Here is a 12,346-nt window from a genome sequence, read left to right on the forward strand (position 1 = left end):
ATAGGCGCTGACGTCAGACAGCTATGGGGCCGGTGCAGCGAGAAGCAATGTGGGCAAATGGCGGACACTGACGGTGCAACGATAGCGAAATGATTTGAGGTATCAAAGCAGACATCAATAGATGGAGACTTGGCTTCGGGTGCTTTCAGCGCGCTATTTTGACTTCCGTGCTGCCAATGCTTGCGAAAATGCATCGGCCAAGGCGCGCACGCGCCGTGGCTGTGCTCTTCCTGGGGGAAACATCATTTGAAGCGGATTGGGAGGTGGTGCAGAATCTTCAAGGAGAGCGATAAGCTTGCCTGACTCTACGTCTCCGATGACATCGAGTTCAGATTTCAGAATGATCCCATGCCCGTTCAGCGCCCATTGCCGCACCAGTGATCCATCGTTCACGGTTTTGTTGCCTCGGACGGTTACGGCTTGCGGTTTCTTGCCTGAGCCGAAGCGCCAGACGTTGTCGAGGGTCGTCCCGAACCGCATGATCAGACAGTTGTGGTGCGCCAGATCGACGGGCGTTTGTGGTGCGCCATGTTGTGCGATGTAGGACGGCGCGGCGCAAACGATGCGGCGGAAGTGGCCGAGGTTGCGGGTGCGCAGAGTGCTGTCCGTCACGGCACCAAACCGCAGAGCCAGATCGAAGCCTTGCCCGACGATATCGACATACCCATCCGATAGAAGCAGCTCAATTGAGATTGCAGGATGGTCTGCGGTGAAAGACGATATCACGTCCGACACGATGCTGCGGCCAATGTCGATTGGCGCGCTGACCCGGATTGGGCCGGACAATGTATCGGCGCCGTGCCGGATGCGTGTTTCAAGGTCTTCGATTTCCCCCAGCACGATCTTGGCCCCACTGAGCAAGGTGCGCCCTTCGTCTGTTAAGCTAAGCGAGCGTGTTGTCCGGTTGAACAGAACCACGCCGTAATGGGCCTCAAGTGCGGCCAAACGTTCGGAGACGGTGGTCGCGGACAGGCCCGCTTCGCGCCCTGCGGCAACAAGGCTGCCCTTTTCGGTGATGGTCAGAAACAGGCGGATATTGTCGATCAGCATTAAACGGAATTCTCGGATTATCATTTCGAATGAAGTCTGTTTATCCGTATATTTCTGCGATGTATATGTTTGTCATCAGAACAGACATTCAAAGGAACAACCCAATGTCCAAGCTTACAATCGTCGCCAACATCACAGCCAACGCAGACAAAATCGAACTGGTCAAAGCCGAGCTTCTGAAGCTCGTTCCGATCACCCGCACCGAAGAAGGCTGCATTAACTACGACCTGCACCAGGACAACGAAAACTCTGCGCATTTCACATTCTATGAAAACTGGGAAAGCCGTGAGCTGTGGCAGACACACATGAACGCGCCACACCTCGCTGCCTATATGGAAGCCACTGACGGTGCTGTTGCCGAATTCATTCTGAACGAGATGTCCCACGTCGACTGAGCCACGTTACAACAACCGGAGACCGCATCATGAAAACGACCTATGCCGCCCCAGTAGATGTCCAACCAAAGGACGTAAAACGCCCAGTGGCGCGGCTGTCGCCACATGATCTGGCTGGAATCCGGAACCATGGATCGGCGGCATCCGCCGTCGATCTGGCCGGGTGGTTACGACGCATCTTTCGCAAGTAATCATTCGGCACACCAACATCCTTTCCCGTGACCTTCAAAATCTGGCACCCACGTGCCGGATCACGGGGAAGGATTGCCTCACACTTCCCAGTTTTCCGCCCCAAATCCCATTCGCCCCCCTGAAAGGCGCTTCCCATGACACCGACAAAACTGCTCACATCCGCGATTGCATTGTCCTTTGCTTTCGCCGCGCAAACATCTGCGGATACCAGCGCTAACCTGACAACCTTCGCTGAAATCAGCGACACGCGCCCCGGCAACATCACTGTGACACCCGACAACCGCGTCATCATCACCCAGCAGCCGTTGGATGGTCCCGCTTTGCGGGTTGTTGAAGTTCTTGAGGACGGCACAAAGGTTCCGTTCCCAACGCAGGACTGGGCCGATGGCCCCGAAACTGGCGAAGTCGGTATTGCTGGCTCGATCGGGATCAAGTCAGACGCAAACGGTATTGTCTGGATCCTCGATATGGGCGGAGCCGACAGCGCGCCGAAACTGGTCGGTTGGGACACACAAGCCGACGCGTTGCACAAGATCATCGAGATTCCGTCTGATGTTGTGACCCCGATCTCCTTCCTTCAGGACTTCGCCCTCGATGAAGAGCGCGGCCAGATCTACATCGCCGACATGACCTTCACTGCACCTGCGGCCGAACTGAAACCCGCGTTCATTGTGATCGATATTGAAACAGGTGCGGCACGCCGTGTGTTGGAGTCCACGACACGTTTCATGCCCTCTGACGAAGATGTGGTGATTAACGGTAATCTTGTCGGGTTCAAAGATGCGGACGGCAACGCCACCCCGTGGCACCTTTCGATGAACGCCATTTCCATCGATCCGACGTTCGAAAATGTTTACTTTGGCACCATGAATGGCCGCGATATCTGGTCCATCCCAGCCTCTGCCTTAGCGGACGCGACGAAAAACGATACGGAACTGGCCGCACAGATCACCCGCTACGCTGAAAAAGGCCCGAATGACGGCTTTATCATCGACGGTGAAGGCCGCGTATTTTCAGGAGATGTTACCCGCAATGCTGTGACCGTGTCCGCACCTGACAGCTTTGAGGTCTATGCGCAGGATGACAAGTTGCTGCGGTGGGCGGATGGCTTTGCCTTTGCACCGGACGGCACGCTTTATATCGTCGCCAACCAGTTGCACACGCACCCTGCATTGAACATGGGAGAAGATGGCAGCGACCACGCCTATGTGATCCTGACAGCCCAGCCGTAATTAAACATCCCGTGGCGCCTAACATGCGTGCCGCGTAGTCCCCCTCGAATCCGGAGAAGAGATATGAAAGCCATAGGTTACACCACAAACGGCGCCATTGACCGCGCTGATGCCCTGATCGATCTTGAGATCGATAAACCAACAGCGGCAGGCCATGATATTCTGGTCAAGGTCGCCGCCGTTTCGGTCAACCCTGTCGATGTTAAAGTCCGTCAGAACCGCCCTGCAGATGGCGAAGCGCCCGTGATCCTCGGCTGGGACGCCGTGGGCGAGGTTGTTGAGACCGGCGATAAAGTCACCCAGTTCAAAGCCGGTGACAAGGTCTGGTATGCAGGCGCGATCAACCGCACCGGCACCAACGCCGAATACCACCTTGTGGATGCACGCATCGTCGGCCACGCGCCCAAATCTATCGACACCGCTGCGGCGGCGGCCCTGCCACTGACAACACTGACAGCGCAAGAGATGATCTTTGATCGTCTGAACGTCACAAATCCGGTGCCGGGCGCTGCCAATGCCATCGTCATCATCGGCGGTGCGGGTGGCGTTGGCTCCATCGCGATCCAGCTTTTGCGCGAGCAGACCGACCTGACGATCATCGCCACGGCCTCGCGCCCTGAAACGCGAGATTGGGTGATAGAGTTGGGCGCACATCACGTTGTGGACCATTCCAAACCACTGGCCGAACAAATTGCAGCCCTTAACATCGGCGCGCCAGCCTTTGTGTTCTCGACCAACCATTCCGAAACCTATGTGACGCAGATCGCTGAAATCATCGCTCCGCAGGGCCGCTTTGGTCTGATCGATGATCCCAAGGGCTTTGACATCATGCCGTTCAAAGGCAAGGCAGTTTCTATCCACTGGGAGCTGATGTTCACCCGGTCTTTGTTCACCACTGACGACATCGCGCGTCAGGGTGAAATCCTTGATACCGTAGCCGGCCTGATCGACGCAGGTAAGATCCGCTCTACCGCGACCGAAAGCTTCGGGACGATCAATGCCGAAAATCTCAAACGTGCCCATGCGCTGATTGAAAGCGGTAGGGCCAAAGGCAAGATCACATTGGAAGGCTTCTGAGATGCAGGTGCGCAGGCTTGATCACGTCAACATTCAAACCACCCAAGTTAAAAACATGGTGGCCTGGTATCGCGATATTTTGGGCATGCGCACCGGCCCGCGTCCGGATTTTCCATTTCCGGGCGCGTGGCTTTATGCGGGGGATGCGGCCGTGATCCATCTTGTAGGGCAAAGGGGCGACCCTGCGGTTGGCTCCGAAGTGAAATTGAAGCTCGAACACTTCGCACTGACCGCGACAGGCTGCGATGCTTTCGAGGAAACGCTGTGCAAAGGGTCCGTTCCACACCAACGGTTGGTGTTAGACAAGATCGGGCTTGTTCAATTCCACTTGCGCGATCCCGACGGCAACCACATCCACATTGACTTTACGACGGACGAGTGACAACTCAGTTTTTGCGCTGGCCACCAAGGTCGGTTTTCGAGCTGCTAATCCGTATATCATCGCCCTTAAACTGATGTCCGGGTAGGGCCGTCTCTTTTGAGTGCCGTTTCGGCTTTTCCGCGAAGCTGACTTTCGCCGCGCTCCAGCAATTCGGAAAATTGGGCTCACAACGGACTTGCGGCAGTGCGGCAGCAGGGTTGCAGCAACACCGCCGTCAGATTTACATACCTGATGGCCGTTGTCAGCCCAAACAAGACATTCGATCCCGGTGCAGACAGCCCTATGCTGCGGTTGCGTGATCCGTATGCCACTTTCCCGAAAGCGGACCCTCGTTGAAGCAATTTGGAATTCTCTGATGCCGCAACCGCACCAATGTCAGCGAAGCGCAGATAGCCGACATTTGCAAAGTCTGGGGATCTGCCACCCGGACGGCGGTCCAATGCTGCACGAGCAATGGAATGAATAGACTTTCGCCGCATGTGCATCCACCAACCATCATCGAACAGAGGGCGTGCGGGACAAGGCCAACCTTCCTTATGTTTGTTTCAAGGCCAGCTTCGTCGGAAAGTCTTAAGTCTGTTGCATCGGAGGTTGCCAATTTCCCGGAGAAACTCCGAAGCCGGCATCGAAGCGTCGCGTGATGGTCAAAACAGGAAGTTATCTGAAACGAACAATGCGTCCGCCGTTACGCCTTCCACTACGATAACTGCTTTGCCAAAGGTGATCGTGCCATGACCGCCTTGCGAAAGGATTGAGAGATCACCCAAGTTGTCAGCACCATCTTTGATTCTGATGTGGTCGATGCCGATTTGAAAGTCGGTGATTGTGTCATTACCGGCAATGTCTGAAAATATGAACGTATCTGCACCACCACCACCGGTGAGAGTGTCGTAACCGAAACCGCCATAAAGGAAATCGTTTCCCAAACCACCGTCCAGCGAATCGTTTCCACCATTACCCTGTAAATGGTCTGATCCAGAACCTCCTCGAAGCGTATCAATGCCGGAACCACCGCGCAAAATGTCATTGTTAGCGCCGCCGGTGAGCAGATCGTTACCCACAAAACCAGCCAAACGGTCGTTGCCGAAATTGCCGCTCAACTCGTCGGCGCCTAAGCCGCCATAAAGGAAATCGTTTCCCAATCCACCGTCCAGCGAATCGTTACCGCTATTACCTCGCAAGTGATCTGATCCAGAGCCGCCTCGAAGCGTATCAACGCCGTGCCCACCGCGCAAAGAGTCATTGTCAGCGCCGCCGGCGAGCAGATCGTGTCCCAAACCGCCGTCCAGCGTGTCGCTACCGCTATTGCCACGCAAAGTGTCATTTCCTGCATTGCCCTTAAGGTAGTCTTCTCCATTGCCACCATGAAGAGAATCTCTCCCATGTCCTGCGAGCAACAAATCGTTCCCATCCTCTCCCGTTATTGTGTCGTTGCCTTCGGCTGCTATTATTGTGTCGTCGGTGACTGCCCCCGAGATTTCGTCGTTGCCAGAAGTCCCATTAAAAATCGGTTGAGAAATTGAGACATCGTTTTCCAAGATTTCAATGAAGGCGATTTCCCAAGGCTGAATGTCCACTTCTAACTCCCCTCCCGTAACTCCCACCTGAAATTCTGTTATCGTTGGCTCGGCGCGAGAGTTATTTCCTTCCCCCGTTCCATCCCACAATTTGACAATGCGAGCTGTGAACTTTTCGGATTCAATAAAGTCGTTTAAATTCAAAATTACAGGTCGATCACCTTGGCCTGACCGCTCAGAGATCACCAGAACGAGTTCTTGGGACGAAACGAAGCCGTGGATGTCCAAATCACCCTCAAGTGACCAATCAAAGAGAGGGGTAGTCCCGGGAATGAACTCTGACATCAGGCGAAAGGTTTCACCGGCTATCGTTAATCCGTTTTGGTCGTTGTTTACAAGAGTTACAGATTGCGATTGGTCAAACGTCAAGGGCCAAGCATTGGCGCTATCGACACCATGCGTTGCAAATTCATACAATATTTCCACTAGCATCGCCGATTGATGTAACCCTCTATTGTCAAGAGCCCATTCCTGGGATCGGGTATTCCATTCGGTTACATGAAATTCCAACGCGTAGGTACCGTCGGGGTTTTTCCTATCGCTCTCCGCCAGATCGAGCTGATCAGCCAAAGCCTCAAATTGATTGAAGAAGAACTCGTACCCTTGATCGATTTCTGAAAAGCCTTTGGTCGGATAGAAGTGATCAAGAATGCCATCAACAAGTTGCGCGGAGGTCCCGTAGCTGTTTATTGTGGCCGCAAGCGCTTGGTTTTGTTCGACGGCACTTCCTTGACCTTGGATCGTATATGTTCCCCCAGTTTGCGAACTTCCCGATAAGTCAAGGTTTTTAATTTCGCTCAGCGCCAAAACAGTTTCTTCGCCTTGGTGGAAACTGACATGGACTTCTACGTCATCTTTTGGAGAAAATATTTGAGATGCCGCGTGTGTTGTCTGAATAAGTAATTTAGTGTCAGGCGCACCGTAACTTTCAAAAAAATCATTTAAAATAGGAAGAAGTTGCCCGACTACGTGGCCATATTCGGTGGCCGTCATTTCTCCGGATCCCCAGAATTCATTTCCGATTTCAACCGCAGTTATCTCTACGTTTCGCATTTGTGCGGCGTCGAGACTGTATCGTAAATAGTTCTTCAGCTCTAAAATATAGTCTTCTGACAGGTCTCGTCGTGATCCAAATGTACCAGAGCTTATTGAGCTTGTCGCCGTTTCCGCGAAGGCTCGTTTCGTTGGTATGACCAAAGCTACATCTGCCTTGATACTCGCTGCAGCATCAAGAAAACCCGACAGAGGTAAAAGCGTTTGGGATGTATCGTAGTTCGAAACAGACGCTTCTGGGTCGGCCATGTCGAAGTAGTGCTCAGTAGCGGATCCTCCAGGGAACCGAAGGTGACTCGCCCCAGATTTGTTTAGTGTTTTCAAGATCTCGGAGTCGTTGCTGGAGAGTTCCTCATCATAGATGGTAACGACGTTAACTCCGAATAGAGCGTCGGATACAGCATCGTTCCCAACTTCGATTTCTTGAATATTTGGCCTGTAGGAATTCATCGAAATCTCTCCGTACAAAACGTGAACATTATTAATGTTTCACAAAACGCGGGCTGGAAAGCAAACGTTGGAAAGTTACAATTCGGGTCAATTCCAAGAGTGACGTTTAGACGTAAGTGCTCATTCGGGTTTCCATCCCGTGCATACGGTCTTCGTTAAAATTCAAAAAAAACTTCGCTACTTTGGGTGGCTTCGTTAATTTTCATCGAAACTCTATCGAAGCCTCCTGTATGTGCCTCTCTTTTTGGAGTGTCTTACACTATCTGGTAGCTACATCAAAATATCGGTTAGTGAATTGTTTACTGTATTTCCTCAATTGTGGAACAATAGGCGAACATAAAAAAAGAAAATTTAGGCGCGAAATCGAGCTCAATTTGTCGAATTATCTGAAATACCGAGAGTTCCACGACTTCGGTTTTGCTAGGAGAAAACAAGTGTGTCCTATGTTTGTATATAAATCAGCCCCAAACGTTTTTGGAATTAGCCGGACGAAGGGTAGCCCCAGGCTGCCAGATTTGAATGAAGAATGGTGTTTACTCGAGGCAATGCGTGGTCAAAAGGCGGAATGTTCTGGTGGCGGAAACGACGAAGCAATGATTTTAGAAATCATGAAAAACTTAGACAATGAAACGTTTTTGCAAATAATGGAATTTCTGGAAGAGGACGGGTACACAGTGTGTTATCCTGGTGCCTCGTAAAACTTTTTAAGTGAGGATTGAGGCTGTTGATGGTCCGAGCCCCCCTTAAATGCCTTGCAACTAAATGACCCTCATCAGTCTGAGCATGCAATAACTGGCCAAGATCTCAGTGGAGCCCGTAGGGTCGGATAGACCATTCGGGTTCCGACCTTTTTTGAATGGCACGTCAGTAGAGAGTTTAGGCCAGGAGTGCTTGCTCACTGTCACGTGTTCTCTGTACGTTCCCACCATGGAATGGCCCTACACAATCCCCGAAGACCTACGGATAGCGCTGGAAGAAGCGGACCATGACGCCTGACACAAGCCTTTTGACGAGTGGCTGTCGCTCCACGGCATCCGCGCCGCGCTATCCGAATTTGAGCGTGCAGTCACCGCACTGGATCAGTTCCGCAATTTGCCCAAAGAGCAGGACAGGTGGGCCGCGATCCGGGAGTGTCTGGTTAGGGCTGGCAGGGGTCGTTGCAATGCAACCCTAGCCAGGTAGGATCATCCAACTAAAGAGACCTTGTTGACCGCAGAGAACATTTGGCTCCATGATTAATCTCGCAGCGAGATTGAGTCATATCTAAGGACTAAGACCCTGAAAAATGTAGACCACATCGTCGGAGAGCTTGAATTTCAGATGCTTTACCCACCTGAAGAAAATTCATCTGTTCTTGAGGTGGCCGATAGCGGTTTAGGGCCATTTCTACATGTCTCTCTCAGAAAAGACGGTGATCTTTCGTATGAGTTTTTTGCGGAACCGACAATCTCCTTTTCTGAAAGCAAATTTAAAGAAGTAGAAGCGATGGCGCGGAAAAAACTATCTTGGACGGATCTATCCGCACATGGCTTGGAGCGTTTTGACGAGGGCTAATGCGTTAAGTCGCTCATCATTGAACGGAAGCTTTGTCCCGCTGTGCGGCATTTGGTTGATCGTACTCCGTATGTCCGCATAGGGTCGGGCGTCCAACAAAGGAAACTTTCGGCACAGGATACTGGGCCATACGTGGATGACCGGAATGCGCAGATTGCGACCTTTGCAAAGTCGCGGGATCTGGCAGTTGGGCGGCTGTCCAATGCTGCACGAGCAATGGAAGGATCGGACCTTCGCTGCGCGTGCAGCCGCCAACCATCATCGAACGGAAGGGATGCGGAAAAGCGTGAATTCGCTGCGAGTGCGCCAATGTCGGCTATCTATAAGCCTGACAGCGCCTGCCTAACCTTCTTAAACACGGAATCGAAGTCCACCGCGCCGTCAGTTCGAACTTCCACCAAGGCACCTAATCCAAGCGGATAATTATTTGCCCACGAAGCCAGTTGTTCTGCCAGCTCTTTAGCGTCCCTAAGCTGGTCGAAATGGCCGGGGTGCCTCGTTCGCTCGATGAACCGCGCAAACGCCTCTTCCGGAGAGCATAGGCAGCACACTTCGACTATCGGATTGAATTCATCTGCGAGCCAATCGGTGGGCGTTCCACTCTGACCATTTTCTCCCAAGGGTCGCCAATGCGATACTAGAACTGCGGAATCTGACTGAGCGGCAGAATCTCTAAATATACCGTCACTTCGTCTGCTTAATTTTTTTCGATGCTCCCAAGACGGGACACCATAACGATCGTACAAATCTTCTAAGAAATCATCTTTGTCGAGAAACACATAACCCAAACGCTTTGCCATTTCACGCGCGACTGTCGTTTTGCCACTTGCTGGGAGGCCAGTTACTACAATGCCATTTTTCATATATCGTCTGCCATCACCGGAAATGGAATAACCTGTCTTGCTTGCAACAGAGACGCCATGAAGGGTTAAGTCAACGACTTAACCCAACTCTTGTTTGTCCGCTTAGAGCTGACGTTCGTACCGTCTGCAGCATCGAACAAAAGGGCTCGCAGCCGCCTTGCGGCGGTGCGACACCACTGTTGCGGCAAAACAGCGTTCAGTCCTACCCGTCTGATGACGCCAGCCAGCCCAAAGCCGTCATGGTCGTTCTGCACGTAGGACGAGAAGCGGACATTTTCGTAGAACCACTAGAGTAGATCACGCCACCCGCGAACGCTCCAGCGCCCTGACAGCAAGGATGCTAAACCTAAGAGAGCGAACCTTGTTTCGGATAGCGCGCCGAACCACACGTATTCTGAGGTTGAATATCAAAGACCTTTTGTCACTTTGAGATGAATTACTCGTGCCAGCCGACGCGACCGCAAAAATTTCTATACCACAAAGATTTGTTGCGTTTACGCAGCCTGTACCACATGTTGGGAAGCGAGATGGCGGCTACACACTCATTCGTGTATCCGTCACTGGCGGCAATTAGGCAATTAAAGGGCAGCTGGCCTCCTTAACCTTGCATTAAGTGGCTGTTGATATATATGGCAACACTGATAGAGTTGTGTGAGTCGGGAGTGCTCGACACAATCGACCCCCTTGAGGCGGATGAACTTCCGTGGAGAACGCTTTATGGCACGCAGGAACTTATTCAATGGCTCGAAAATGTTCTACCTGACATAGATCACAATGAGCTTTACGATGATCTCTTGCCTCAAGAACAGGTTCTTGCAGTCTTTGCCGAATATGTCGGTGGAGAGGAGTTTGTTGATGACCGAAGATTCAAGAAACTCAACTGGAACCCAGAATACTATGTTTGGGAACTCAAAACTGAGGAAGTTAGAATTTTTGGTTGGGTGCCTGAAAAAGACGTATTCATTTGTTGTTTTGGTGACAGTAAAGACACGATTTTGGTTAAAGACAGTTATGGCCGTTACATCGCACAGACGGTTTACGTGAGAAACAATTTGGACCTTGATGACCCTAAGTTCGTAGAAAGTGGAGAACTGAAAGATGTCATATCGAATGCAACTTGACCCCAAAAGCCGCAAGGCTGCGCGTTTTGTTTCGCGCCTACAGCGTACTATTCAGCAGGCGCTGATCGCTTCTGGCATGACACAACAACAAGTTGCAGAAGCTCTTAGTGTTAACAGATCAGTTATTAATAAGAGGCTCAAAGGAAACGCAAACCTTACCGCTCGTTCCATTGCTGAATTTGCCTACGTCTTCGACAAGGATATAGAAATCAAATTTGTCGATAGAACTGTTTCCGAGCGCTCCAATGTCACAACCGCAATCAACAAAGTCATTCATCTTGGCGACCATCAGACACCAACTGGCACTGCGAATCCGTGCAGAGAGTTCACGCTAGAAAGCGCAGCGTCGTGAACACCGAACCTTACGGCATTACTACCTTTTGCGACGATATTCGTTTTGAAGTCGCAGGAAAGCTAACATTAGTTGGGTGTTATCAGAATGAAATGAACTTTGCTGCGCCAGCACCAGGGACTATGTCCACGTTTGCAGCGTTGGTGAACATACGCGTTCCGGCTGCATACGACTTCTCGAAAATCAAAGTTATTGCTCTTCGCGATACGAACGGGAAGATTGAAAAATTGCATGAAATGCGTGCAGAAATTTCCAATGAAAACAAGGAGCAGATGGTTGCCACAACCGCAGATGATCCAAACGGTGCGCGAGTTTGTGACATCGGCTTTCAAATAAGGTGGTCGCCAATTCAATTCGATGAGGCATGCTACCTAAAAATTAGAGCATATCTTGACGAAACACATGAAATTCAAGCAGGTGCGCTCAAAGTGAATTTCCCTCTGGCTGATAGTGTGTCTGAAGCAAATTGATATTGCGCAGATACTAACTTTTTCTTTTTTTATAATGGCTTATGGGATCATGTACGCATTTCACGTACCACTCAAGCCACCACATGAAGCCTATCGTTGGAACTATCACGATTCCCCTCGCAGGCGGATTATTTGAAAAATAGCCTTCGCGCCGAACATCCACTAGTATTGAAACCGCGCAGTTGTGGCGATTGTCGGCAAGGCGAGCTGCTGCAGCGGCATCTTGACCGGTTGGCTAAAGGCGGCTTTGGTCCGAACGCAGAACATTGCAAAGGGTGCTATCTGCGCTTCGCTGCCATTGGGGCGGGACGCAGCATCAGGTCGGGTAGCCTTAAACCGCTGAGTGTCTTGTGTGGATGGCTCCTGCATAGCAAGACATTTCTGATGTGATTTGCTCTTTGGTCAGAAGCAGTCTTGTGTCCGGCCTGTTGACGCGATGCACATGACCGCTGGCCCTGATGGGGTCCGCGAACCAAGTCCCATTCTGCTTTGCGGACTGATGTGTCCCTGACATTCGGCGGGGTGTCTTGGCTGTTACGGCTGACTGTTGTGCCATCACTTCGTAGGTCTTGCTACCC

At 51.5% G+C, this 12,346-nt stretch carries 13 protein-coding genes; 9 read left to right on the top strand and 4 right to left on the bottom strand.

Annotated elements, in window-relative coordinates; translation table 11 throughout:
• Positions 1–153: 153 nt before the first annotated feature.
• On the bottom strand, positions 154–1,050 hold the full coding sequence (locus KMP13_RS14990; protein ID WP_215266798.1) for a LysR family transcriptional regulator: 897 nt from the start codon (positions 1,048–1,050) through the stop codon (positions 154–156).
• Positions 1,051–1,154: 104 nt separating this feature from the next.
• On the opposite strand from KMP13_RS14990, the gene KMP13_RS14995 reads away from it, so the two are divergent.
• From KMP13_RS14995 to KMP13_RS15015, 5 genes are all read left to right on the top strand, one after another.
• Positions 1,155–1,445, top strand: coding sequence for a putative quinol monooxygenase (locus tag KMP13_RS14995; RefSeq protein WP_251363880.1), 291 nt, complete (start codon positions 1,155–1,157; stop codon positions 1,443–1,445).
• A 29-nt stretch (positions 1,446–1,474) separates the two neighbouring features.
• Positions 1,475–1,636, top strand: coding sequence for a hypothetical protein (locus tag KMP13_RS15000; RefSeq protein ID WP_215266800.1), 162 nt, complete (start codon positions 1,475–1,477; stop codon positions 1,634–1,636).
• A 135-nt stretch (positions 1,637–1,771) separates the two neighbouring features.
• Complete coding sequence (locus tag KMP13_RS15005) at positions 1,772–2,869, top strand: L-dopachrome tautomerase-related protein (RefSeq protein ID WP_215266801.1); 1,098 nt, start codon at positions 1,772–1,774, stop codon at positions 2,867–2,869.
• Positions 2,870–2,932: 63 nt separating this feature from the next.
• Complete coding sequence (locus KMP13_RS15010; protein ID WP_215266802.1) at positions 2,933–3,946, top strand: zinc-binding alcohol dehydrogenase family protein; 1,014 nt, start codon at positions 2,933–2,935, stop codon at positions 3,944–3,946.
• A gap of 1 nt (position 3,947) precedes the next feature.
• Entirely contained in the window at positions 3,948–4,328 is a 381-nt protein-coding gene (locus tag KMP13_RS15015; RefSeq protein ID WP_215266803.1) for a VOC family protein, read from the top strand.
• Between the two features lie 644 nt (positions 4,329–4,972).
• Here the strand turns inward: KMP13_RS15015 and KMP13_RS15020 are convergent.
• Positions 4,973–7,408 carry a calcium-binding protein gene (locus tag KMP13_RS15020; RefSeq protein ID WP_215266804.1) on the bottom strand — a complete coding sequence of 812 codons (2,436 nt, stop codon included), beginning with the start codon at positions 7,406–7,408 and terminating at the stop codon, positions 4,973–4,975.
• A gap of 1,320 nt (positions 7,409–8,728) precedes the next feature.
• Here KMP13_RS15020 and KMP13_RS15025 point away from each other — a divergent pair.
• Positions 8,729–8,962, top strand: a complete 234-nt coding sequence (locus KMP13_RS15025; RefSeq protein WP_215266805.1) for a hypothetical protein — start codon at positions 8,729–8,731, stop codon at positions 8,960–8,962.
• Between the two features lie 320 nt (positions 8,963–9,282).
• On the opposite strand, the gene KMP13_RS15030 is transcribed toward KMP13_RS15025, so the two are convergent.
• Positions 9,283–9,825: an AAA family ATPase gene (locus KMP13_RS15030; RefSeq protein WP_215266806.1), complete on the bottom strand. Its 543-nt coding sequence runs from the start codon at positions 9,823–9,825 to the stop codon at positions 9,283–9,285.
• A gap of 662 nt (positions 9,826–10,487) precedes the next feature.
• Here KMP13_RS15030 and KMP13_RS15035 point away from each other — a divergent pair.
• From KMP13_RS15035 to KMP13_RS15045, 3 genes are read left to right on the top strand one after another with little or no spacing between them, the layout of a single operon-like run.
• Complete coding sequence (locus KMP13_RS15035; protein WP_215266807.1) at positions 10,488–10,946, top strand: hypothetical protein; 459 nt, start codon at positions 10,488–10,490, stop codon at positions 10,944–10,946.
• Positions 10,936–11,298, top strand: coding sequence for a helix-turn-helix domain-containing protein (locus tag KMP13_RS15040; RefSeq protein WP_215266808.1), 363 nt, complete (start codon positions 10,936–10,938; stop codon positions 11,296–11,298). Before KMP13_RS15035 ends, KMP13_RS15040 begins: the two co-directional genes overlap by 11 nt.
• The gene (locus KMP13_RS15045; RefSeq protein WP_215266809.1) at positions 11,295–11,768 is read left to right on the top strand and encodes a hypothetical protein; all 474 of its coding nucleotides are present in this window, start codon (positions 11,295–11,297) and stop codon (positions 11,766–11,768) included. Before KMP13_RS15040 ends, KMP13_RS15045 begins: the two co-directional genes overlap by 4 nt.
• Positions 11,769–11,930: 162 nt before the next feature.
• Here the strand turns inward: KMP13_RS15045 and KMP13_RS15050 are convergent, their stop codons facing one another.
• Entirely contained in the window at positions 11,931–12,137 is a 207-nt protein-coding gene (locus KMP13_RS15050) for a hypothetical protein (protein WP_215266810.1), read from the bottom strand.
• Between the last annotated feature and the right edge of the window lie 209 nt (positions 12,138–12,346).

The organism is Epibacterium ulvae (genome assembly GCF_018678075.1).
Classification (GTDB): domain Bacteria; phylum Pseudomonadota; class Alphaproteobacteria; order Rhodobacterales; family Rhodobacteraceae; genus Epibacterium; species Epibacterium ulvae_A.